General features: G+C 50.8%; 28 protein-coding genes. 14 read left to right on the top strand and 14 right to left on the bottom strand.

All coding sequences use genetic code 11. The features are described 5' to 3' along the window. Position 1: 1 nt before the first annotated feature. The 5 genes from G006_RS0102695 to G006_RS0102675 all read right to left on the bottom strand — a co-directional run bounded on the left by G006_RS0102695 (position 2) and on the right by G006_RS0102675 (position 3,607). A complete protein-coding gene (locus G006_RS0102695; protein ID WP_020481618.1) occupies positions 2–895 on the bottom strand; it encodes a dienelactone hydrolase family protein in 894 nt (297 codons plus the stop codon). Positions 896–1,053: 158 nt separating this feature from the next. Then, a complete protein-coding gene (locus tag G006_RS0102690; protein ID WP_020481617.1) occupies positions 1,054–1,464 on the bottom strand; it encodes an ExbD/TolR family protein in 411 nt (136 codons plus the stop codon). Further along, the gene (locus G006_RS0102685; protein WP_020481616.1) at positions 1,464–2,240 is read right to left on the bottom strand and encodes a MotA/TolQ/ExbB proton channel family protein; all 777 of its coding nucleotides are present in this window, start codon (positions 2,238–2,240) and stop codon (positions 1,464–1,466) included. The genes G006_RS0102690 and G006_RS0102685 overlap by 1 nt, the downstream gene beginning before the upstream one ends. 20 nt (positions 2,241–2,260) lie before the next feature. After that, complete coding sequence (locus tag G006_RS0102680; protein WP_020481615.1) at positions 2,261–3,073, bottom strand: energy transducer TonB; 813 nt, start codon at positions 3,071–3,073, stop codon at positions 2,261–2,263. Between the two features lie 348 nt (positions 3,074–3,421). Further along, positions 3,422–3,607: a hypothetical protein gene (locus G006_RS0102675; protein WP_020481614.1), complete on the bottom strand. Its 186-nt coding sequence runs from the start codon at positions 3,605–3,607 to the stop codon at positions 3,422–3,424. 485 nt (positions 3,608–4,092) lie between these two features. Between G006_RS0102675 and G006_RS0102670 the strand changes: the two genes are divergently transcribed. Next, positions 4,093–4,455, top strand: coding sequence for a hypothetical protein (locus G006_RS0102670; protein WP_020481613.1), 363 nt, complete (start codon positions 4,093–4,095; stop codon positions 4,453–4,455). A gap of 65 nt (positions 4,456–4,520) precedes the next feature. Here G006_RS0102670 and G006_RS0102665 read toward each other — a convergent pair whose 3' ends face one another. Further along, the gene (locus G006_RS0102665; protein ID WP_020481612.1) at positions 4,521–5,120 is read right to left on the bottom strand and encodes a hypothetical protein; all 600 of its coding nucleotides are present in this window, start codon (positions 5,118–5,120) and stop codon (positions 4,521–4,523) included. A gap of 354 nt (positions 5,121–5,474) precedes the next feature. On the opposite strand from G006_RS0102665, the gene G006_RS0102660 reads away from it, so the two are divergent. From G006_RS0102660 to G006_RS0102640, 5 genes are all read left to right on the top strand, one after another. Next, a complete protein-coding gene (locus G006_RS0102660; protein ID WP_020481611.1) occupies positions 5,475–6,125 on the top strand; it encodes an AAA family ATPase in 651 nt (216 codons plus the stop codon). A 48-nt stretch (positions 6,126–6,173) separates the two neighbouring features. Next, complete coding sequence (locus tag G006_RS26825) at positions 6,174–6,890, top strand: hypothetical protein (protein ID WP_020481610.1); 717 nt, start codon at positions 6,174–6,176, stop codon at positions 6,888–6,890. A 9-nt stretch (positions 6,891–6,899) separates the two neighbouring features. Then, the gene (locus G006_RS0102650; RefSeq protein WP_026146797.1) at positions 6,900–7,892 is read left to right on the top strand and encodes a helix-turn-helix transcriptional regulator; all 993 of its coding nucleotides are present in this window, start codon (positions 6,900–6,902) and stop codon (positions 7,890–7,892) included. 9 nt (positions 7,893–7,901) lie between these two features. Next, entirely contained in the window at positions 7,902–8,654 is a 753-nt protein-coding gene (locus tag G006_RS0102645; protein ID WP_020481608.1) for a DnaA/Hda family protein, read from the top strand. 145 nt (positions 8,655–8,799) lie between these two features. After that, positions 8,800–9,630 (top strand): SIR2 family NAD-dependent protein deacylase, encoded by an 831-nt coding sequence (locus tag G006_RS0102640; RefSeq protein ID WP_020481607.1) that lies wholly within the window; start codon positions 8,800–8,802, stop codon positions 9,628–9,630. Between the two features lie 65 nt (positions 9,631–9,695). Here G006_RS0102640 and G006_RS0102635 read toward each other — a convergent pair whose 3' ends face one another. The 3 genes from G006_RS0102635 to G006_RS0102620 all read right to left on the bottom strand — a co-directional run bounded on the left by G006_RS0102635 (position 9,696) and on the right by G006_RS0102620 (position 11,674). Then, on the bottom strand, positions 9,696–10,556 hold the full coding sequence (locus G006_RS0102635) for a carbon-nitrogen hydrolase family protein (protein ID WP_020481606.1): 861 nt from the start codon (positions 10,554–10,556) through the stop codon (positions 9,696–9,698). Continuing rightward, positions 10,549–11,151 (bottom strand): GNAT family N-acetyltransferase, encoded by a 603-nt coding sequence (locus G006_RS0102630; protein ID WP_026146795.1) that lies wholly within the window; start codon positions 11,149–11,151, stop codon positions 10,549–10,551. Before G006_RS0102630 ends, G006_RS0102635 begins: the two co-directional genes overlap by 8 nt. Before the next feature lie 214 nt (positions 11,152–11,365). Beyond that, the gene (locus G006_RS0102620) at positions 11,366–11,674 is read right to left on the bottom strand and encodes a DUF6156 family protein (protein ID WP_020481603.1); all 309 of its coding nucleotides are present in this window, start codon (positions 11,672–11,674) and stop codon (positions 11,366–11,368) included. A 324-nt stretch (positions 11,675–11,998) separates the two neighbouring features. Between G006_RS0102620 and G006_RS0102615 the strand changes: the two genes are divergently transcribed. From G006_RS0102615 to G006_RS0102605, 3 genes are all read left to right on the top strand, one after another. Further along, entirely contained in the window at positions 11,999–13,354 is a 1,356-nt protein-coding gene (locus G006_RS0102615) for a (Fe-S)-binding protein (RefSeq protein ID WP_020481602.1), read from the top strand. Between the two features lie 4 nt (positions 13,355–13,358). After that, a complete protein-coding gene (locus tag G006_RS0102610) occupies positions 13,359–15,065 on the top strand; it encodes an AAA family ATPase (protein ID WP_020481601.1) in 1,707 nt (568 codons plus the stop codon). Between the two features lie 178 nt (positions 15,066–15,243). Next, on the top strand, positions 15,244–15,435 hold the full coding sequence (locus G006_RS0102605; protein ID WP_020481600.1) for a hypothetical protein: 192 nt from the start codon (positions 15,244–15,246) through the stop codon (positions 15,433–15,435). A gap of 151 nt (positions 15,436–15,586) precedes the next feature. Here the strand turns inward: G006_RS0102605 and G006_RS0102600 are convergent, their stop codons facing one another. The 5 genes from G006_RS0102600 to G006_RS0102580 form a co-directional block, all read right to left on the bottom strand. After that, positions 15,587–16,099, bottom strand: coding sequence for a GNAT family N-acetyltransferase (locus G006_RS0102600; RefSeq protein ID WP_020481599.1), 513 nt, complete (start codon positions 16,097–16,099; stop codon positions 15,587–15,589). 87 nt (positions 16,100–16,186) lie between these two features. Beyond that, a complete protein-coding gene (locus G006_RS0102595; protein ID WP_020481598.1) occupies positions 16,187–17,041 on the bottom strand; it encodes a hypothetical protein in 855 nt (284 codons plus the stop codon). Positions 17,042–17,486: 445 nt separating this feature from the next. Continuing rightward, entirely contained in the window at positions 17,487–17,753 is a 267-nt protein-coding gene (locus G006_RS0102590; RefSeq protein WP_200860442.1) for an RnfH family protein, read from the bottom strand. 4 nt (positions 17,754–17,757) lie between these two features. After that, on the bottom strand, positions 17,758–18,195 hold the full coding sequence (locus tag G006_RS0102585; RefSeq protein ID WP_020481596.1) for a type II toxin-antitoxin system RatA family toxin: 438 nt from the start codon (positions 18,193–18,195) through the stop codon (positions 17,758–17,760). After that, positions 18,196–19,554 (bottom strand): sodium-dependent transporter, encoded by a 1,359-nt coding sequence (locus tag G006_RS0102580; protein WP_020481595.1) that lies wholly within the window; start codon positions 19,552–19,554, stop codon positions 18,196–18,198. 100 nt (positions 19,555–19,654) lie between these two features. On the opposite strand from G006_RS0102580, the gene smpB reads away from it, so the two are divergent. From smpB to G006_RS0102555, 5 genes are all read left to right on the top strand, one after another. Next, on the top strand, positions 19,655–20,140 hold the full coding sequence (gene smpB / locus G006_RS0102575) for an SsrA-binding protein SmpB (RefSeq protein WP_020481594.1): 486 nt from the start codon (positions 19,655–19,657) through the stop codon (positions 20,138–20,140). A gap of 5 nt (positions 20,141–20,145) precedes the next feature. Further along, a complete protein-coding gene (locus tag G006_RS0102570; protein WP_020481593.1) occupies positions 20,146–20,712 on the top strand; it encodes a hydrolase in 567 nt (188 codons plus the stop codon). A 15-nt stretch (positions 20,713–20,727) separates the two neighbouring features. After that, positions 20,728–21,753, top strand: coding sequence for an FAD:protein FMN transferase (locus G006_RS24725; RefSeq protein ID WP_020481592.1), 1,026 nt, complete (start codon positions 20,728–20,730; stop codon positions 21,751–21,753). 52 nt (positions 21,754–21,805) lie between these two features. Further along, entirely contained in the window at positions 21,806–22,567 is a 762-nt protein-coding gene (locus G006_RS24720; RefSeq protein ID WP_020481591.1) for a DUF2231 domain-containing protein, read from the top strand. Between the two features lie 119 nt (positions 22,568–22,686). Then, on the top strand, positions 22,687–23,307 hold the full coding sequence (locus G006_RS0102555; RefSeq protein ID WP_020481590.1) for a phosphoribosylanthranilate isomerase: 621 nt from the start codon (positions 22,687–22,689) through the stop codon (positions 23,305–23,307). Positions 23,308–23,309 lie beyond the last annotated feature (2 nt).

Here is a 23,309-nt window from a genome sequence, read left to right as displayed (position 1 = left end):
TTTAACTGTCGCGCAGATAAGCGTTGAAGAAACTGACGGTCCTATCCCAGGCCAGTTTGGCGGTGGCGGCGTCGTAGCGTGGGGTGGTGTCGTTGTTAAAGCCGTGTTGCACGCCTGGATAGGTGTGGGCTTCGTAATTGACGCCAGATTTTTGCAGGGCCGCTTCATAAGCCGGCCAGCCGGCATTGATGCGGTCGTCGACGCCGGCGTAATGGATCAATAAAGGGGTTTTGATTTTTGCGGCCTGATCGGCGGCAGGTTGGGCACCGTAGAACGGTACGCCAGCGCCCAGATCCGGCAGACGGGTGGCCAGGAAGTTGACTATGCCGCCGCCGTAGCAAAAGCCAACTGCGCCCAACTTCCCGTTACTTTGCGGCAGTTTTTTAATGGCTTGCGCCGCAGCCAAAAAGTCGGCCTGGGTTTTCTCTTTATCCAGTCTTTGGAACAATTCGCGGGCTTTGTCTTCATCGCCCGGATAGCCGCCCAGCGTAAACAGCGCATCCGGCGCGAAGGCAATGAAATTGTCCAAGGCCAGGCGGCGAGCGATGTCTTGGATATGCGGATTCAACCCCCGGTTTTCGTGGATAACCAGCACTACCGGAAGTTTGCCTACGGCTTTGGCCGGTTGCACCAAGTAACCGCGAATTTTGCCGTTACCGTGCGGGGAAGGGTATTCCACATAGGTGGCTTTGATACGTGGATCGTCGTCTGCCACTTGCTTTGCTTCGGCGAAGCGCGGGTTAAGCGCTTCCAGCAAGGCTTCGGCGGTCAGGCCGAGTAGGGCGTATTTAGGTACCGACGATAAAAAGTCCCGCCGGGAAATATCACCATGTACGTATTTATCAAAAGCTTGTAACGCTTCCGGATGAAAGTCTTGAGCGGTCTTGCGCGCCATCCTAAAGTTCTCCTAAAAGTTTGTGCCTAAACGCAAATAAACCCTGGACGCAGCAGCTGCATCCTTGGTATTGGCGTGATTCTGGTTGTACTGGTGCCGCAGCGTTTGGCGCCGCGATTAACCGGCCGGGTAAACTTGCTACCCGGCCAGTTCCTGATTTATTGCGGAACGGTCAGAACCGACAGCTTAGTGACGCCGGCCCGTTCGATGGATGACATCACCTTGGCGACGATGCCGTATTGCACCGCGTCGTCCGCGTTCAAATTCAGCGCGAACTCGGGATTGGCCGCCAGGCGGTTTTTCAACTCGCCTTCGATAATTTCCAACGGAAACTCTTGTTTATCTATGTAGATTTTGCCTTGGGCATCGACACTTAAGTAAGACGCCGCTTTGTCGTCCGGCGGCGCGGTTTCGGCGGTTTTCGGCAGATTGACGTGCACTGCCTGGGTTAACAAAGGGGCGGTGACGATAAACACCACCAATAGCACCAACATCACATCCACCAGGGGCGTGACGTTGATTTCGCCCATCACATCATCGCCGCCGTCGTCTTTGGTATTAAATGCCATTATGCGTGCGCCTCTTTCGCGATTAATTCTTCATGGGTGTCTTTGATGCTGGATTTTTTGCCGCCGCTGACATCGGTCAAACGTGCGGAAGCTGCCGCTGATGCCGGTTTGCTACCGGCACGTTCGATGATGAATGAGCTTTTTAGCGCCAAATGCACAAAGTCGATAGCAAAGTCGTCCAGGAAGGCCCAAACCACTTTATTGCGGCGGATAAAAAAGTTGTAACCCACAACCGCCGGTACCGCGACCGCGATACCCACTGCCGTAGCGATCAAGGCTTCACCGATAGGGCCGGCGACCACTTCCAGGCTGGCCGAACCGGTTTTGCTGATATTGGTCAAGGCGCCCATAATGCCCCACACGGTACCGAACAAGCCCACGAACGGCGAGATACTGCCGATGGTCGCCAGCACCGCCAGGCCGCTTTCCAGCGAGCCGCGTTCTTTTTGCATCTGCTGACGCAAGCGTCTGTCCAACAATTCCTGTCTGTCCCAGGTGTGTTCCAGGTCATGGGTAGACGCACCGCCGTCAGTCTCGATCAATGTGGAAAAACCGATACCGGCGACTCGGGCAGCCGGGCCATCCTGGTTTTCCAGATGCGCGGCGGCCTGAATATTGGGCGCGCTCCAGAATTCTTTGTTGTAACGGCGGTTGTGATACGAAATGCGGATGTGTTGCACGCCTTTGATCAGGATTAAGCCCCAAGTCACGACCGAGGCGGCGATTAAGGTGTTCAGGGTGCCATCGACGATGACATTGGTTGCGATATCAGACATTTTTGATCCTCAAAAAATAATTACAATTTAAAAGTGAATGGAACCGTGGTGTAGCGGGCAATCGCCGTATCGCCGCGTTTGGCCGGCACGAAAGACCACTTGAGAACGGCTTTGACGGCAGCATCGTCCAGGACTTTCTGGCCACTGGATTTACTGACGGTAACGCTATCGGTGGTGCCGTCGGGCAGCACGTGTACTTTCATCACCACTTTGCCTTCCCAGCCGCGTTCTTGAGCAACTTCGGGATATTCGGGCAGCGGGTTGTGCAGGTAAGCCGCGTCGGCAACCGGCTCGGTGATTTTTTCTTCAACCACTGGCGCTGGCGGGGCGGGCGGCGCCGTAGGCGCAACCGGCGCGGTATCTACTACCGGAGTCGGATCGGGCGCGGGTGCTTGCTCTACCACTTTTTCCACGGGTTTAGGCTTTTGCGGTTTCAGTGGTACTACTTTGGGTGTGGGTGGTTTAGGTTTGACCAAGGGTGGCGGTGGCGGCACCGGTTTGGGTTGCGGTCTGGTCAGCGTGATTTGGACTTTGGTTTCAGGTTTGATCGGCTCGACTATTTCTTGCTCAAACGCAGCGCCTCTGAAGTGGTCGACGACCGTGTTATGGATAAAAATCGTCAGCACGCCGATTAATAGAAAATCTACCCATTTATGATCGCGCGTTTCAGTGACGTACTTAAAATCCCCCAACGCAACTGCGACTCGCGAATGCGTTAAACCTTCGGCCAATTGAGCGACAGACGGTTTTAACGAAACAACGTCCGCCGCGTCCCAATCTGCGGGAGCGCCCGCCGGTGCAAATTTATTAAAAGTCGCTAAAGGACTGCTCATGCCACTGTTCCCCATTTCTTAAATATAAATGCCATATTCCCTGTTGTGCCGCGCTAAGTAGGCGGCTGTTTGATACGCTAAATAGGCTTTGATTAGTGCTGTTGATTTCCAATACAGCACGAGCTGTGCCAGATTGTCGAATAGCGTCGCTATGTTTGGTATGGATGGCAGGTAAGAACGCTAAGTGGTTTATTTATCGATTGTTTTTAGGGCGAAAGTTGGGTTAGGCGCGAGCGGATAGCGAGGGATTTTAGTTGGTATTAACTGCTGAATTGCTTGCTGAGCACCAATTTCCCGGGTCTTGTGTTTAGGAGGTGTTTGTAGGGCAACAGTTATTGAGTGCAAGTGTTACGTAGCTGTTGCCACTTGCAATCGAAAACGCGCAAACCAGCAATCAGCACAAATTTCGACCAGGATTAAATGCCGCTGACGGGCATTCAAACCGACATTATCTACAACTGAATCGGCTTTGTTGCATAAAGCGGCACTGCTCAAGCGGTTTGCCCAACTGGGCAGGCCGGTCAACGTTGCCATGCCCTAAATCCGTCTAACTGATTTGGGGAAAGGGGTAGTTTGGTTTTCACAGGATTTATGAGAAAAAGCCTGAGTACAGCAAACCCGGCTTGCAATGAATTTGCTGCCTAGTTTGGTGTGTATCCTAGTGGTTTGGCATCAATTATGCTCGAAAATTTATGAGATTTGTTTGTCAACTAATTGACTATCATAAGAAAAATTTTGCAACTAAGCGTTTTAAAATTCGCCAATCAACCGTGATCGTACTATTATTAGTGACGTTTCCGGGATTGCATTTGTGGCATGGTTCGCAGTAACGAATTAAAAATGTGTTAAGCGATCAGTGCTTAGATAGGAACCCGATTTGCTGTAGCCGATTGTTAATCTTGACGGTAATTTTGGCCGCTGTCGGCGGATAGCTTAGACCGAGTGGGTCGGACAGTCTTCTTTGGAAGAAGAATTTGGCCACCTAGCTCATAACGTCAACTTTGGAACAGGAGGAAATCATGAAAGCCCATGATTTTTCGTTTCTAAAGCAGTCCAAACCGATTTCCGCCGTCATCGGCGGCTTGCTAGTTATTTGTGCGCTAAACGTTTTCGCGGATGCACTGCCTCCCGAAAGCTTTGAGACGCCCTCCGCGTTAATTCTGACCCCATCGGATCAAGCGCTGGCAGCCGATGCCACTGATAGCTCGAATCTTTTGTTGAGTAATGCCGGGCGCAGCACGGCAAACATTAATCCGACTGAAAAACGCAAAAGCCGACCGGTAAACTTGGGTTGTGGTGTCGATGTGAATCAATTCCCCAGTGAAGACAATTCGCTGTCTAGTCGATTGGTTGGGGCATGCGATTTGAAGCTTCGCTATTGAATTAGGTATCTGTCGGCCGGGCCAGGTTCAGCCTGAAGTTTAAGTTTTTAGGCCTGGAAATGTGCTTAGCCGACCAGATGTTGGATTTGCTGACTGGTGATCGCGACGGTATTTAATTTGCGGATTTGCGGTTCGATGCCGTCGAAATTGCCGCGAAACTCCATCAGGCGCAGTTCGGCTTCAACATCGGCTACATCCAGCAGGTTTTTCAACAACCTATCCTGCATTTCTCGCAAGCCGCGCTGCCGGCCGAAATAACCTTCTAGGCATTCGCCCACCAGCATGAATGCCGCCGCGAATACCGTCAATACGGCAAACGCCAGTACCAGCTTGGGTATTCCCTGAGTCAAGGCTGCTATCAATGCGCCGGCCGACAAGGTGGCGATGGTGCTGCCGATCAGACGTAAGCGCACCGAGCCTCGCAAACGCGCGCTCAGCAAATTATAAATACTCAAACACTCCTGCTTGACTAGGCCCTTGGTGCTCATGGCTAAATCGACCAGCAACTGCGATTGCGAAGCGCTGTCTTGCCCAAGTAATTTTCCGGGCCTGAGGGTTTCGGTGTAACCGGGATGTTTCGCGCAAATTTGATCCAGCAATTCCGGTCTTAACCTGCTTAGCAGATTGACCAGAGCCTGGATATCAAGAGCGATTGAGTCAAGCATGCATATCTCCGCCGGGGCGTGTAAATGGACAACACCTCAATAATAACCGGGCTTGGCTATTGCGGGCACTGTTTTTTCGGCATTGCGCAAGTTTAGGAGAATTGGTGCAAAAGCCAAGGAGATAAACTTTGCTAAAGCAAGTGGCTTTAGTTTTAAACGATTAGACGGGGCTGAGACATGATAAGGATACGCGATTAAGTCCTTCGACTGGCTCAGTGCCCACAGGTTTATTGATTCCGTTCGTGGTGCGTTTGTCGAAATGGGCTAAGCAGAAGATCCACCACAATAGCGACCGTATTTGTCGCTTATACCCCTATTCTAGCTCCAATCAAAATATTGTCGGTGGAGTCAGTCATGATTAAAAATTCTTTCTCTACTTTTATGCGGCCTACACGCAGCGCTCACAGGCGCAGTTCTAAACGCCAACAATTCGACGCTTATCAACGTTTGGCGGCAATCCACCTATTGCGGCTTGTATTAAATATGCAGGGAAGCCTGAAACGAATCCAGTCATTGCGTTTTATTATGAACGACATACTCAGTATCCTGTTATTGGACGAAGCAGACAGTTTGCTAGGCGACCGCAACTGTGCCCACAGAAGCTGGGAAATTACCCAGGTTAACGAAATGCTCACCCAGATGGAAACCTTCTCCGGTATTTTCATTTGTAACACCAACCGGATGGATAAGTTGGATGCGGCATCCTTACGGCGCTTTGATTTCAAGGTGAAATTCGATTACCTCAGCCCCAATCAACGCTGGCTATTGTTCCAACGGGAATGCCAACGACTTCGCGGACAATTACCGTCCAACCCGGAAAACTTGGCTATATTCAATCAGCAAGTCCAGCGGCTGACCAACCTCACTCCGGGTGACTTTGCCGTGGTCAGTCGGCAAGTCGCGGTGTTAGGGGGAATTTCACAGCCGGAAAGAATGATTCAAGTGCTGGAGCAGGAGTGTGAGGCGAAGGGGGAGGCGTTCGCGCAAATTGGGTTTGTACGTTAGTTTCGGTAAAAAATTGGTAGTATCAATTTGGCTTTGGAGAAGAATATTATGCTATTAGAGAAAACAGCAGCGGAAATTAACGATATCGTTGAGCGATTAGGAAATAGCCCAATGAAAGAAAAGTCTCATGGGATTCATAAATTTAAAGGAATGAAAATAATTGATGCCGCTAAAAACCAAGCAGCAGATTTTTTAAATGTTGAAAGACACATAATTCCTGCTATTACGTTGATGGATGTCGTTCTTGCAGCAAACAGAGATTACAACAGACAAGTGCAACCACACATAGCAAGAATAAAAGAAGATTACACCCATCTAACTTTCAAAGACCTTCAAAAAATGTTATCGACAAAAGATTATAAAGAATTTAAAAATGTATGGGGTCATAAAGATGAAAAAAAATACAATACATTAAAGACCCTAGTTGAAAAAATATTGACTCTTGGCGATTCTGTTTCAATTAACGAAGATTATGAAATAATGAAAAATTGGGCTGAAAATGCAAAACTTGATAAGCGGAAGAATGATATTCTCGGATCTATTAAAAATGTCGGTGTGGCAACCTTTCAACATCTTCGAATCAACTTCGGAATTGATACTGTAAAGCCTGACCAAAGAGTCAAAGAAATATTGGAAAAAGAATTTAACCTGAAACTTTCAAGTGAAAAAGCAATTCTTGCCGTAGAAGAAATAGCACACATTACTGGATTTAAAGTTATTGAAATTGATCAAATTTTCGTGAAATATGCTTCAGGTTATTATTGATGTTTTAAAATGGACACCATCCTCCGCTACTTCCAAATGCTCCGCTTCATCCCCAAAGAACCGGAGTCTATTACCACCCCGGATTTGCTGAAAAAACTACAAGACTTAGGTTACGAGGTGGACATCAGGACGGTGCAGCGGGATTTAAATAAGCTGTCTTCATCAGGCTTGTTTCCCTTCACCAGTTCGGATGAAACCAAGCCCTTATGCTGGTTCTGGCCGAAGCAATCCGCACGTATGCAATTTCCATTGATGTCGGCGGATGAGGCGCTGACATTCAAACTAGTTGAGCAGTTTTTAATTCCGTTATTGCCGTTATCCGTCAGAGCGCATTTGGCCGATTATTTCGCGTTGGCCGACGGTACGCTGAAACATTCGCCATTGGCCCATTGGCCGGATAAAGTCAGAGCGATTCCCGCTAATCAATCTTTGTTGTCACCGCAAATCGATGCCGAGGTATTGAAGGTGGTGTACGAAGCGCTGTTGAAAAATCGGCGTTTTTCAGCCGGCTATCTGCGGCGGGACGAAGCCACCAAACAGTACGAAGTCAACCCGTTGGGCTTGATATTCCGGGGCAATGTGGCTTATCTGCTGGCGACGTTGTGGGATTATCAGGATGTAAAACAATTGGCGTTGCATCGTTTCGGACAGGCTATATTGCTGGATAAGGCAGTTACCGTGCCTGCGGATTACGATCCGGATATTTATATAACATCCGGCGAGTTCGACTACCCAACTGCGCCTGACGCCGACATTCAGCTGGTAGTGAAAATTTCTCCCTGGGTGCGTAAGCACTTGTCGGAAACGCCGCTGAGCACCGATCAGCGGATTACGGCGCTCGAGGACGGTTATTTCCGGTTGCAGGCTTCGGTAAAAGATACGTTGCAACTGCGTTGGTGGTTGCGAGGATTCGGTGCGGATATAGAGGTGCTGGAGCCGGATTCGCTAAGGCAAACGTTTGCCGAAACCGTTCGATTGCTGGGCAAAATATACGGTATGTAGGCTTGCGGTATGAACAAGCTGTCGATTTGTCCAATAAGCAATTATTCGGATTTTCTTTCCGGCGACTATGACTTCGGCAACTTTGTCAAAGCTGGAGCCAATCGGCTCGCCAAAGCAGCGTGTATTGAGTTTTCGAGAAATGGTGTGCGGAGTTGCAACCCATTCCTCATCTACGGCGGCATTGGGTTGGGTAAGACACATTTGCTTAAAGGGATTGCCAAGGCCGCTTCGCTACAGCGACAGGATGTTTCGATTATTTATCAATCCGCGGAGCAATTTGTGCACGATTGGGTGCAGGCGATTCGTTCTGACTCAGAAGAAAAATTAATCGAATATTTTGAAAGTGTTGACTTATGGCTGGTTGATGATATTCAACTATTGATCCATAAAAAGCCGGTTTGGGAAGGCTTTCTTAACCTTCTTGAAAATGTTTCCCAGAGCAAACGACAAATAGCGCTGGCTGGAACGATATCCATTGATGAACTCGAACAATTAAATGAGTGGCTGAAATTACGTTTTATCAATAGCCTATCCGTGGAAATTGTCATGCCAGACTATGATGCTCGAATTGAAATGCTTCGCGGTAAGGCTATGAGTGCCGGTTTCGAGTTGGACATGGACATCGCTCGCCTTATCGCTAGGCGGATTTGCTCGGACGTCAGAGAGTTGGAGAGTACATTGCATAAGTTGCAAGCCTATACCAACTTGTTCGGCGAAAAAGTGACGCTTGCTCAAGCGAAAACTTTGTTGTTTTTAAACTAAGGCGCAATGTGAAAATGTCGAGATTAAACGACCGGTTTTGTCGCATGCTTCCGGTAGATTGTCTGTTTGCAATCACTGGAGCCAATAAGATGTCAGATAATCGTTACCTGCGCCGCAAGAGGCCACAGCAAGCGGGAAATGCAGCGTGAACCAACAAAACGCGATTTTGCGTGCCGCCCAAGCCATCGCCGATGCGGACACGCTGTTGATTACCGCCGGTGCCGGCATGGGTGTCGATTCCGGCTTGCCGGATTTCCGCGGCAAGCAAGGCTTCTGGCGCACACATCCAAGCTATGCCGCCGAAGGCTTGACGTTCCAGGATCTAGCGAATCCGCAATGGTTTTTTAACGAACCGAGACGCGCCTGGGGCTTTTACGGCGCTCGTTACCATTCGTATGGAAATACGCAGCCGCATGCCGGTTTTAAACTGTTGAAAAGCTGGTTCGACAGCAAGCCCAATCCGGGTTTTGTTTACACCAGCAATGTGGACGGACATTTTCAAAAGGCGGGGTTTGCCGAAGAAAGCATTTACGAATGTCACGGTTCGATCCATTACTTGCAATGTTGCATGCCTTGTAACCAAAGAATTTGGCCTATTAAAACACTCCAGCTAACGGTGGACAGCCACAGTATGATAGCCCAGGGCTCCTTGCCTTTTTGCCCCGATTGCGGCGGATTTGCCCGTCCCAATATTTTGATGTTTGACGATGCCTTTTGGTTAGAGCATCGTGCCCGGCAACAACAAAAGCGATATCTGGATTGGCGTTTACAGGCCGTGCATCAACAAGTCGTGGTCATTGAATTGGGTGTCGGCTCGGCAATAGGCCCAATTCGCTGGGTCGGAGAAAGTTTTCCCGGTACGTTGCTTCGTATCAACCTGGACGAATCGAACGCCCCCAAAGGCAGTATTTCGCTTGCCATGTCGGCATTGGCGGCGCTGACTGCTATAGAGCGGATTCTCTCCGCTGGGCACTGACCGCAAGACCGAGAATTGTATGACAGGTAAGCCAAGAGTTTGACTTGTCCTCTCCAAAGAAACGATTATTGGCAATCGAACTGCTTAGGCCAGTCCCGATAATTGAACACCTGGCCTTCCTGACGCACGGTATCCACAGCCGCTAAATCCAGGTCGGCATACACCCATTGCGCCTGATTGTATTCACCAATCGCCAAAATGCCATTGTTGGGAAATCCACGATCTACCGGCGTGTAAATCGCCGCCGCACCGCAGTTCACATCCACCGCTTCCGACCAATCTGCGTTACCGACCAATGAGGCTTGCACCACATAGCATTGATTTTCCAAAGCGCGGGCCTGGCAGCCGATGCGGACTCGATAATAGCCTGCTTCGGTGTCGGTGCAACTTGGGACCAGAATCAAGCTGGCATCGCGTTCGGCTTGCTGGCGGGCGTAGTGTGGGAACTCGCTGTCGTAGCAAATGTTGATCGCGACTTTACCGAATACGGTATCGAACAATTTTATGTCCAGGCCGCGCGAAATATGCCACTGCTCGTTCTCAAAGCGAGTCATGGTCAGTTTTTCTTGATAATCCACGTCGCCTTGCGGGGTGAAGAAATAAGCATGATTGCGAAATTCGCCGCTGTCGTGTTTGACCGGATAGGTGCCGGCCTGAATATAAACCCGGTACTCGGCAGCCAGGGTTTTGAACAATTCCAGATAGCCGGGCAGCAAGGTTTGCAAGGCATCTAGCTGGCCGTTTAGTGAGGAATAAACTTCCTTCGGAAACAAGGATGCCAATTCCATGCAGGCATATTCTGGAAACAGCAGGATTTCGGCTTTGTTGTCCGCAGCTTCTTTTACCCAGCGGCGAGCCTTGGCTGCGAAGTTTTCCCAGGTTTCCAGGAAGCTGATGTCGTATTGGGCGCTGGCGATTTTAGGCACGGTCTTCTCTCAACCAAAAAGTCATGGGTTTGGCGGTTTCTGCAGTGTCGTCGAGATCTTTCCAGGTGTAAGTGGTTTTCAGCTCGGGATGTTTGACGTAGCCGCGCTTGTTCCAGAAAGCGTCTAGCGGCACGTAATCGGCTGGCCGGCGCGGGTGGTCAAGTGGACGCTCAACACAGCAGAAGGTGATATGTTTGAAGCCGCCTAAATCTTCGGCATGGGCTTCGCGTTGTTCGAAGAAGCGTACGCCGATGCCCAAGCCGCGATAGGCTTTGTTAAGCACTGATTCGCCGCAATAAAACACTTCATCCGGGTTGTAGCCGTTCTCAACGAATGGTTTTTTGACCTCGTCGGTTTCGTATTTCAATGGAATCGCAGTCGATGCGCCGATGATGGCGTCGCCATCGAACGCCAGCACGATGACGCTTTCCGGGCAGTTTATGTAAGTTTGCAGGTATTTCTTCTCGTACTCGTAATCGCCGTCGTACAAATACGGAAAATCCCGGAACACCTCGATGCGCAGTCGCGCCAGTTCCGGAATGTATTGAATCAGGGCGTCGCCGCTGAGGCGTTGGATGCGGATGTCTTTGCTCATGCTGGTTTGCGGTTTTATAAAAAACAAAATGTCGGTTGCCGCTGTCAAGGCGGTAACTGCATATTGTATTTCAGGCGGTGGCGGATTGCCTATGGCAAAGGATTATGAATCTATTCCACGACTTCGAGGTTCGGCAGTATTTGGCTAACCGGCTGTTGAAAAAAACACTGGATTCTGGGGAAGAGGAAATATTCATGAGTTTTCCACCTGCCTGTTAATCCAATTCCAAAGCTGCCCCCGATTCGTCAAAACGCAATAGGTTGATCTCGCCATCCGCATCGGTAATTTCCGCTTCGGCCAGCGTGCCGTTAGCATGGTAGGCGTAGACATGGCGCAATTCCACTTCCCCGTAGACGAGTTTTTCCAGCAGCATCAGACGCTGATCAGCATCGTAGCAGCCGCGAAAGTAAGTGTTGCGGTTTTCCAGATGGCTTTCGTCTTCGAGTTCGTTGACCAGTTTCAACGGTAGTTTTACGCCGCTATAGCTAATGAAATAGCGGGTATCGCAGTTTTCTAATTCCACTTCAATTTTCCCAGGCAAAAAAACTAATTACCGCAATATTTGTGCCGAAATAGGTGACCCGAATTACCTGGGGTCGCCGGTAATTTGGCCCGGTAACGCTGTGACAAAACGTGCGCGGCTCCCGCGGATTGTCGGGTTTGCTACAGCGTGCTGAGCAACAATCCGGTGGGGAATTGTCACAATCGCAGCAAAGGCCGGGCGGATAAGCGCAGCGCATCCGCCAAGCACTGACGGGAAAGCGGGATGCGTTGCGTTTATCCGCCCTATGCCGGTCCGACTGGCTTTGTTTTTGCTTGATCTAGGTTTTTATTCAGCCTGGTGCCTATGAAACTGTTTCTGGATTGGTCGTCTTATGAAAACGCCGGGATGGGCGACGCCTATGCCGATATTCCTAAACACGGTGCCGATTTCGCCAAGGCCGTGGCAGTGTGCATCGGCAGCAAGCAATGCGAACGGGATGCTAAAGGGGTGATGTGCCCCAGTTTTAGGGTGACGCAAAATCCCGGTTTATCGCCGGGGGGGCGAGTAAGGGCGTTGAAGGCGGCTTTGAACGCCGATAATGACGCCGCCTTTTTCAATCCGGAACTCGCCGAAACCATGGCCTTGTGCATCAGTTGCAAAGGCTGCAAGCGCGAGTGCGAGAACGAAGTGGACATGGCCTTGATCAAGGCCGAGTTTCTGGCGCAGCAAGTGCAGCGCAATGGCTTGACGCTACGGCGGCGCTTGTGGGCGGAGTTACCGAAAATACTGCGTTGGCGCGCGCTCCGGCCCTTAATTCAATGGCGCAATCGCATGCCGCTGCTGGCGCGTTTAGGCGAAGCCTGGCTGGGCATCAGCGCCAAAGTCCGCTTGCCGGAACCTGCCGCGCAAGCGTTTCAGGTGCCAGCCCAATCCGAATTAAGTTTGCATCCGGAGTTAGTCGAGAAACAGGTTGTGCTGCTGGTCGATACCTTCAATTATTACTTCAATCCGGCCGCCGCCGAAGCCGCTAAAAAGCTGCTGAATACCGCCGGTTATCATGTTCATATCGCTACGCCCTTGGCTGGCGATGAAGCTGATCGGCCCATATGCTGCGGCCGCACTTATTTTTCCAACGGTCTGATCGATAAGGCCCGCATCGAAGCGCAGCGCATGGTGGCGGCGCTAGCCGAGCATGTCGCTGCGGGGCGCACGATCATTGGCCTGGAGCCATCCTGCATTCTGAGTTTACGCGACGAATATTTAAAGCTGGGTTTAGGCGAACCGGCGCAAAAGCTGGCGGAAAAGGTCTTGTTACTGGAAGAGTTTATCGTCCGCGAACAAGCCGCAAAGCGTTGGCCTATCGAGTTTCAAGCCATCCCCGGCGTCAATAGTTTGCTGCTGCACGGCCACTGCCACCAAAAAGCAGTCGGCGCCATCAAGTCGGTTCGCAAACTGCTCAAGCAACTGCCGGATTTGAAATTCGAGCTGATCGAATCGTCCTGCTGCGGCATGGCCGGCAATTTTGGTGTCGAAGCCGAGCATTACGACCAAGCCCAAGCCATGGCCGAGTTGGCCTTATTTCCAGCGCTGCGCGCCGAACCTGACGCACTGCTGGTCAGCAATGGTTTCTCTTGTCAGCAGCAGATCGGCAATGGCGGCTTTGCCAAGCCCCTGCATTTAGCCGAAGTACTTTGTTTAGCCTTACCGTCACAGGATTGATGCTATGAAATTAACCATCGACAAACGTCATCTCGAACAACTGCTTAACGATCACCCGCGCTTGCAAAGCATCAATGAGCAATTGCGTTTTGGCACCAAGGCGCAAGTGCCTTACGATTTACTCAGTGAGGCCGAATTAGCCAGTCTGGCCGACATCTACTTGCAACACGGTGAAGCCTTACAACAGCAAGCGGCGCTATTGATAGCCTTGCAAGCGGCGCTGGCCGATGACAGCCATCGTTATAACGTCGATCAACTGGAAATGCTGCTGCCGGCCATTGCCAACTATTTTTTGGATGGCGGGCTGCGTGGTTGGCTGTTTCATGTGCAGCCGTCCGGCAGAACCTTGGCCTATCTGGTCACCCGCCTGGATTACACCCCACCGGGAGAAGAGGAAGCCGGACGGATCCTGATCGAATTGAAAGCCAACACCAAGGGTAAAATCATGGTTGAGAGCCTGATCATCCGGAGCAAAGATTTGGCTAACAAAACCATCCCGGAAATTTTTGCCACCAAAGGTTATTTAAAAGAAACCCCGGAATTAATCGCCAGTTACGATGAGGCTACCGCGCGGTATTTCGATTGGCGGGCCCGCTATGGCGAGCAGTTTTCCGGCTGGGGGACCGGCGAATACGCCGAGGATCCAACCGCCAGCCATCGCAGCAGCGACTGGACGCGCAAGAATACGGTAGTCATGTCCTCCGGTGGCGGGATCTGCCGCTTGGTCAACGACGAAAATATCCTCAGCGAACGGGCGTTGAGTCTGGACGCGTCCGGCGACATTCTCGGCACTTATCTACGCAAAGCCGGCAAAAGCATGCGTTACGACAGTAAAACCGAAAGCGCGATGGAAGCCGCCAAAGCCGAGGTACCCAAGGGTATGTTCACGGAGATGCCGGTGCATGGCTATATCCTGATGTTTCATTTGGAATTGCATCACCACGTCTGGGTGTATGTCGATGACACCCAGCCTTATGTTTATCAACCGGAATTGAAACAAAAGCTGATACTGCCGCCGGAACAAACCGATTTGATCGACATCCTGACGGCGGAAATGGACATGCTGATGGACGATATCGTCGCCGGCAAATCCGGCGGTACCACGGTGCTTTGCGCCGGACCGGCCGGCGTGGGCAAGACGCTGACCGCCGAGGTGTATTCGGAAATCATCAAGCGGCCTTTGTACCGGGTGCATTCCGGGCAGTTGGGTTTAAACGTCGCCGAGATGGAAAAAACCTTGAAGGACACTTTGATCCGTGCCCAGCGCTGGGGCGCGGTGATGTTGATAGACGAAGCCGACGTGTACATCAAAAGCCGCGCCGACAACCTGGCTTCTAATGCCGTGGTAGGTGTGTTCTTGCGGGTGCTGGAGTATTTCAACGGGCTGCTGTTTTTGACCACCAACCGAGTGGACGACATAGACGAAGCCATCATTTCCCGTTGTATCGCCATGTTGCGCTATCACGCCCCGGATCACGCTGATCGATGCAAAATCTGGCGAGTGATGACCGAGCAATTTAGCCTGCCGGTCAAGGAAGAGTTGATCGACGAACTGGCGGCCATTTTTCCCGGTGCCACCGGCCGCGACATCAAGGGCCTGACCAAATTGGTCGCTAAGTTCTGTCAGCAAAAGAAATTGGCGCCGGAACTGGATGTGTTCAAGCGTTGTTCGGTGTTTAGAGGCCTGGAGTTGTTGGACAAAGCCGCCTAATTTAAAAATCGGGTGGCTGTTTGCATCGAATAGGGGTGAATCACAAATACACTTAATATTGTTACTGTTTTATTAAGTAAAACAATAAATTACCGCTTGCGTGTATTGTTGAATTTCAATAAGCCGATATAGTGAATGCGAGATTTCGTTTCGACCGATAAACGGTCCGGGAGGCCAAATGAAGATCGCTAAGATAGGAAATACCGGCATAGCTATGCTGACCATTGTTATCGCCGGTTTGCTGGGTATATTACCGATGGGATTGGTCTTTTCCATATTGCTCTTTGCCGCCTTGATAAGGGGTAGCGTGATGTTGATTGATAAAGCCATTGATAGCGGGGCACAAGCGAAGGAAATTGATCGGCATTAATGCCGGTTAGCATATTTACCAATACCCTGAAGTTTGTGAAAACTAATGGGTAGCGACACCCAGCTTGACGGCTTTTATACTGGGATTCACGTTGTTCATCCCAGCCTACGGTGCTGTTGGCCTGGCGTCGGCGCTTCGGTTGAACGATCAGTCAGGCGGGATTTGTGCGGCCCCTTACGAGTGCCCAGCGTTCATGGTCTCGCCAGCGGCCTTCGATCTTGAGGTATGCCGGCGAGTAGCCCTCTTTGCTGAAGCCGCACGCGCGAACCAGCGCAATTGACGGCAAGTTGTCTGGTTGAATGTTGGCTTCCAAACGGTGCAGCCGAAGCCTACGGAAGGCATGCTGGACGACCAGAGACAGTCCGCGCTTCATGTGGCCACGACCCTCATATCCGCTGAACGCGAAGTAGCCCAGATAGCCGCTGCGAAACGCCTCGTAGACGACGTTGGTGAGGTTGATGGCGCCTACTAGTTCACCTGTGCCTTTGTGGACGACAACAAACCCAAAGTGGTTGAGATTGTCAAAGCGAGCCAGGTAGCGAGTGAAGGCTGCCTCGTCGCAGGGAGCAGTAGCCCAGGGATGATGAAGTCGACGGCTGCGGTTAGCGGCAGAGACAAAGTCGTCCGCGTCCTGGGCAGAAACGGGCCGGATAGTGATTGGCATGCCGCCTAACGTAGAGCTAACCGGGCGCGGCCCGGAAAGCAGAAAAAACAAAGCCGCATTATAACCGCGCTCCGGTTGAGCGCCATGTTAGGTTTTGTTTGAGTGAAAATGATTTACCAAGCACTGCGATAACACAAGGGCATAGCTGAGCATGATATTCAGAAGGTCATCATGTCTATTTATGTGCATTGATATTCCGCCATAATTAAAGACTGGTTTTTCAACCAAGACTATCACCCCCTCATAGTCCTCAGCGCCAAAGTAGTCGTTAATTACCGCTCTTGCATCAGGCTCTCTTGCCTTATCACTAAGCAGGCAAGATGTTTTTAGTATTTGATCCGTTACCAACGCTACATTAGATGTCTTTCCGTTTTTGTGAACAATAATGTGCCTGAATTTTTCAATGATATTAAGATAGAGCCTCAGATTCTTCTGGATTTTATTATCCTGCTCAATTGTTTTCAGTCCTGCAATTTTCTCTCTAAATCGACTGAGAATCAGATGTACTTTCCGCTTGAGGTCTTTGGACAATAATTCTTTGTTACTATCTTTGCTCAGCCTAAATTCAGGGTTGTCCTCCCGAATTAGCTCATATGTTGAAACAATGAAATCCTCGAATAACTCATATGCTTCCACCAGAAGCCATTGATACTGCCTGTTCTTGTGAAGATGAACTAGTTTTGCTGTGTCCTTGATAGTTGACTTCTTTACAGAATACGGTCGATTTTCTCCAGTATATGGACTGTAGATGCTAAATACATCAAGGCTAGAGTCAAAAACTTCTCTATGTTCCGGGGTGAGTGTCGCAAGCTGTTTGTCTTTTTCGTAGAGGTCTTGAATTGTCTGTTTGGTAATCCTCTCCGAGAGTCTTTGATAATGCTGAATCGTCGCGATTTGATCAAAGAAATGTTGGAGCCTTGTTTCGATTTGCTGAGTTTCCATCGAAAAACCTAACCACAATTAGACAACCTAAATGACGCAAAACATTGCGTCATTTAGGTTGTCAACACGTATTAAAAAATAAAAATATCTTTTCATTTCAACTGTGTGTCTTCATTTAGCACTGCCTAAATCAAATTCGTTAACCATCACCGGGGAGTCGCTATTTTTGCCGAAAGATTTTTTCGGGCATCCTGCTGGAAAAAATCGGCAAAAATTACGCGACCGCTTATGCCTTCGGCGCCCCGATTCGTCCGCGTCACCTCGTTCCGACCCAACCAGGGGTCGAAACATCGGCTCTCGCATGACTTAACGCCGTGTCGCGATGCCTTGCAGGTTTTCTCCGCTTCGCTGCGAAAACCCGCCCGGCGCTACGGCTATCGGGGACTAAAAATCTTCACTTCGCTGGCGCTCCGTTTCCAAGATTTTCAGCGAATGATTACCCAGACTACTTCTGCATCCGCCCCCGCCGCGCATCCATCGGATTCTGCTTTAAAGGCCGGTAAATCTCGACGCGATCTTCTGCGCTGAGGGACTTGTCCAAACCGCAAACCTGCCCAAAAATCCCCACCTTCTGTTGACTTAAATCAATCTCCGGAAACTCCCGCAAGATGCCGGAAGCTTCTATGGCTTGTTCGACGGTGGAGTTTGCCGCCAGGCTGACAGGGATAAGCAATTGCTGATCCGGCGTGGCGTAAGCCACTTCCACCGCGATCATTTCATCCGCCATACAAGGCTTTGGCGCGCTGCGTGAAGGAGGTGACCATGGTGTTGCAGATTTGATTAAACACCGGGCCGAAGGCCAAGTTAGCCAGCATGCCGGAGATTTCGAATTCCAGGTCCAGTGAGATTTTGCTGGCGTCTTCGCGTAGCGGCATGAAGCTCCAAAAGCCCTCTAGCGAGGAAAACGGCCCGTCCAGCAAGCTGATCTGGATTCTGCCGCCTTGATCGACTTTATTGCGGGTGGTAAAGGATTTATGAAAGCCGGCCTTGGCGATGTCGATTTGCCCTTCGACGATGTTGCCTTCGCGTTTCAATATTTTGCTGCCGGAACACCAAGGTAAGAACTTGGGATACGACTCGATATCATCTACCAGATCAAACATTTGTTTAGCGGAGAATTTGACCAAGGCGCTTTTTTGTACAACCGTGATCATTTACAGCACCCCGAGTACATGTAAGAAGACGATGAACACTGCTGCCGGCGCTACGTATTTGATTAGAAATTGCCAAGCCTGAAAGCCTTGCGTCGGCAGTTCCAGTTCCTGCTCCGCATGGGCTTGTTTCATCATCCAGCCGGCAAACACCGCGATGCACAAACCGCCCAAAGGCAGCATCAGGTTGGCGGTCAGGTAATCCAGTAGTTCGAACAGATTTTTATCGAAGATTTTGAAACCGGACCAGATGTTGAAGGAAAACACCACCGCCACGCCCAAGCCCCAGCAAGCGGTGCCTGCCCAGACGCAGGCTTTTTGCCTAGCAATATTTTTGTTTTCCACCAGCCAGGCCACGGCCGGTTCAATCAAAGAAATTGACGAGGTGAGGGCGGCGAAAAACAGCAGTACAAAAAACAGGACGCCGAATAACCAACCGCCACTCATGTGACCAAAGGCTAACGGCAGTGTTTGAAAGATCAGGCCCGGTCCGGTGGCAACTTCCAGTTGGTTGGCAAACACCAAGGGAAAAATGGCGATGCCGGCCAGCAAGGCTACCGCGGTATCCGCGCCGGCAATAAAAAAGGTAGTTTTGGCAATCGAGACATGGCTGGGCAGGTAAGAGCCGTAAACCATGATCGCGCCCATGCCCAAGCTTAACGTAAAAAAGGCGTGGCCCATCGCGGTCAGCACCGCGTCGGCGTTGATTTTGCTGAAATCGGGGCTGAACAAAAAGTGGATGCCTTGCGCATAGGAGCCGGAAGCCATCGCATAAGCCACCAAAATAATCAGGATCACAAATAAGGCCGGCATTAAAAAGCGCACGGCTTTTTCCAGGCCGCCTTTCACCCCGCGCATCACCACTTGCATGGTGATGAACATGAACACGGTGTGCCAGAAAATCTGCTGGATCGGGCTGGCCATCAAATTGGCGAACATTTCCTTCACTTCGCCGGCGTCGGTACCGAAGAAGCCGCCGAAGAATGCTTTAAAGATATAAGCCATCGACCAGCCGGCAATCACGCTATAGTAGGCCAGGATTAAAAAACCGGCGATCATGCCCATCCAGCCCAAATAGCCCCAACGTGGATCAACTTTGGCTTCTTCGGCCAAGGTTTGCATGGTGTTGATCGGGCTTTGCCGGCCGCGTCGGCCCATCATGATTTCCGCAATCATGATCGGTATGCCGATGGCTGCCACGCAGATTAAATACACGATCACAAAAGCGCCGCCACCGTTTTGGCCGGTGATGTAAGGAAATTTCCAGATATTACCCAAACCGACCGCCGAACCGGTGGCGGCCAGAATAAAGGCGAAGCGGGAGGACCATTCGCCGTGGATGGATGGGGTTTTATCGGTCATGTTGGGGAGCCCTTGTGTTTTTATATCGTTATTTAACGGGTGTGTGAGTAAAATATCAAAATTCACGTTTTCAGTCAGTTTAAAAAAACTTCGCTACAGAATGGCAGCCAAAAAATCCAAGAAGGACAACAAAGCCACCGATAACACCATCGCGGTCAATCGTCAGGCTTCCCACGAGTACACCATAGACGAGACTTTCGAAGCCGGTTTGGTGTTGGAGGGCTGGGAAGTGAAAAGCTTGCGTGACGGCCGGATCCAGCTGAAAGAGAGCTATGTCGAGATCAGACGCGGCGAGGCTTGGCTGAGTGGGGCGCATGTGTCGGCTTTATTGTCGGCGTCCACCCACGTCAATCCGGACGCGGTACGCAAGAAAAAATTATTGTTACACCGACGTGAATTGAACAAGCTGATCGGCTCGGTGGAACGCAAAGGCTACACCCTGATTCCGCTATCGATGTATTGGATCAAGGGCCGCGCCAAGCTGAAAATCGGTCTGGCGAAAGGTAAAAAATTGCACGACAAGCGCGCAGCTTCCAAAGACAAGGATTGGCAGCGAGACCGAGCGCGCATCATGAAGCACGGCTAATTTCGATGACGATGCATCCCAATTTATTGGACGCGGATAATAGCGTTTTGCTGGTGGTGGATATTCAGGAACGTTTGTCGACGGCTATGCCTGCGTTAGACCTACAGCAGATGCTTAAGCACGGCCAACGCTTGCTGCAAGCCGCCGGTTTGTTGAATGTGCCGGTGCTGTTGACCGAACAGTACCCGCAAGGGCTTGGACCCACCCAAACGGAGATCAGCGAGTGCTTGCCGGACAATTCGCGGGTTTTCAGTAAAACCGGTTTTTCCTGCTGCGCTGCCGAGGGTTTCATGCAAGCCCTGGCCGATACTGGCCGGAAGCAAGTGGTGCTGATAGGTCAGGAAGCGCATGTGTGCGTGTTGCAAACCGCGCTTGAGTTGTTAAGTGCAAACTATCAAGTTCATCTGGTGGCTGATGCGGTTTGTTCGCGCCAAGTCAAGCATAAAGATTACGCCTTGCAGCGCATGCTGCAGCAAGGTGTCACGTTGAGCTGTCACGAATCGGTGTTGTTCGAATGGTTGCGGGATGCTCGGCATAGCCATTTCAAAACTATTTCAGCGCTTTTGCGTTAATTGCACGGGGGTTTAATGCTACGGAAAGGATGGATCGCGGTAATACTGGGATTGTTGCTGGCACTGGGATGTGCGGAGCCGCTGCCGCCAGTAAAGACTTTTAGCGGTTTCGCGCAAGGTACTACGTATCACATCAGTTATTGGACGCCGCAAGCGCGGGATGATGCGCAAGTCAGCGCTGAAGTTGAAAAAGTTTTCCTGGATTTGGATAAAACCTTATCCAATTACCGACCGGACTCGACAATCGAACAATTTAACGCCAACCCGTCGACAAATAGTCAGCTGGTCGGCGACGAAATCGTGGCTTTGTTTAAAGTGGCCGAGAACGTCAGCAAGCTCAGTCTGGGTTGTTACGATTTGACCATCAAGCCTTTGTTCGAGATGTGGGGTTTCATGGGAGAAGAGTTGACTATCCCAGACGATGCAGCCTTGCAATTAGCGTTGGCGAATATCGGCATGGACAAATTGCAGCTGGTGGACGATAGCCATATGTCGAAAAAACTGCCCAATGTACGAGTTGATCTGTCGTCAATTGCGCAGGGGTATAGTGTCGAGAAAATCAGCAACACACTTGAGGCTTTGGGTATCCAAAACTATCTGGTGGAAATCGGTGGCGAATTAAAAGCGCTGGGTAGCAAACCGGACGGCAAGGCCTGGCGTATTGCGGTGGAAAAACCGCTGCCGGGCGAACAAAAGATGCACAAAGTGGTGACCTTGCCGAAGGAGTCGCCGATGTCAGTGATGACCTCGGGTACTTACCGGCATTATTTCGACGTCAAAGGCAAGCGTTACAGCCACATTCTGGATGCCCGCAACGGCAAGCCGGTAACGCACGATTTAGTTGCTGTCAGTGTGTTTAACGAAAGCCCGACCATAGCCGACGCCTGGTCTACCGCTTTATTGTGCCTGGGGCAGGAAGAAGGGATGAAACTTGCCGATGCGGAGAAATTGCAAGTGATGTTTATCCAGCAACAAGGCACCGAGTTTTTGGAAAGTAAAACCAGGGCCTTGACTATGTCCACCCAAGTGACGATTAACTAGGCTAAGGCCTATCGTGGTAGTATCCGCGCAAAACTGAAGCGGGGGAGATTTTATGTGGGGTCTAAACGATCACTTGACGTTCGCCGTGCATGGTGGCGGCGACAACGGTGGAGGAGTGGCCGGTGGGGTGGAGAGCTTATTGTCCTTCCTGGAAGTGTTGGTGCGGCAATCTCCTTCGGAAAGTCTGGATAGTTTATTGCCGGGCGTTGCTGCGTTACAAAATATTCATCCCTTGCTGGTGCATTTCCCGATTGCGTTGTTGACTATGTTCTTCACTCTGGATTTGATCGGCAGCTTGGCGAAGCGCTCGGAGTGGCGGCAGATAGCCGGCGCATTTCTGTATCTGGGTACCGTGTTTGCCGCGCTTACCGTGGCGGCCGGTTTAGTGGCGGCAGGGAGTGTGGCGCATGGTGGTGATGTTCACGAGATCATGGAGCATCATGAGCACCTGGGTATCTCGGTATTAAGTCTGGCTACTGCACTGTCGGCGTGGCGTTTGTTTAGCAAAGGGCTGATAACCGGGCCAGCTAACACGCTGTACTTGTTGCTGGCGGCGATTTTATCCGGGTTGCTGGCGTTTACCGCCGATCTGGGCGGCCTGATGGTCTATAAACATGGCGTGTCGGTGCACGCTGCGGATCAAGTCAATCAAGCGGCGGCGCGCGCTCATGAACACGAAGGTGCTGTTGAGGATAGTTTGGCGGCAACGCATGAAGAAACCGAAGTCGAAGATTTGAAACCGGAAGATAGTCATCAGGACGAAACGACGCATGGTGTTGCCGGTCATCATCACGACCATCATCATGCCCATTGACGCCCGCCTGAAGAGCCGCCGGACAAAGGCTGACAAGGGTCAGCCTTTTTTTATTGGTCCGGACATGACATATCGGATAGCTGTGTTATCCTACGCCGCCATTTTTTGTGAGGCTTTAGATGCGTACCCGCGTTAAAATTTGCGGTTTTACCCAAGTGGAAGATGCGCTTTGTGCGGCTAATTTGGGTGTCGATGCGATTGGTTTGGTGTTTTATCCGCCCAGTCCAAGAAACGTAAGCATCGAACAAGCCGCAAGCATCAGTAGAGCATTGCCAGCCTTTGTTAACGTGGTAGCCTTGTTCGTCGATGCCGCGCCGGCGTTGATCCGTGAAGTATTAAGTAAAGCAAGGGTGGATTGCCTGCAATTTCATGGCAATGAGCCTGCCGATGATTGCCGGATTTACGATAAACCGTATATCAAAGCCATTCGCATGCAAGCGGATACGGACGTCGCCGGCTTGCAACAGCAATATCACGATGCGGCCGGATTACTGTTGGATGCTTATCATCCGGGCGTGCAGGGCGGCAGCGGTAGCGGTTTTGACTGGGATTTGATTCCGACGACCCGCAGTTTGCCGATCATCCTCGCGGGCGGATTGACGCCGGAAAATGCCGGGGAAGCGATTAAAGCTGTAAAACCGTATGCACTGGATGTCAGCAGCGGTGTTGAGGCCGGGAAAGGCATCAAGGATGCAGCGAAAATGGCTGCGTTTATAAGAAAAACTAATCAAGCGACTTGAGA

It is taken from the genome of Methylomonas sp. MK1, assembly GCF_000365425.1.
Lineage (GTDB): Bacteria > Pseudomonadota > Gammaproteobacteria > Methylococcales > Methylomonadaceae > Methylomonas.
This window is presented reverse-complemented; position numbering and strand designations above follow the sequence as displayed.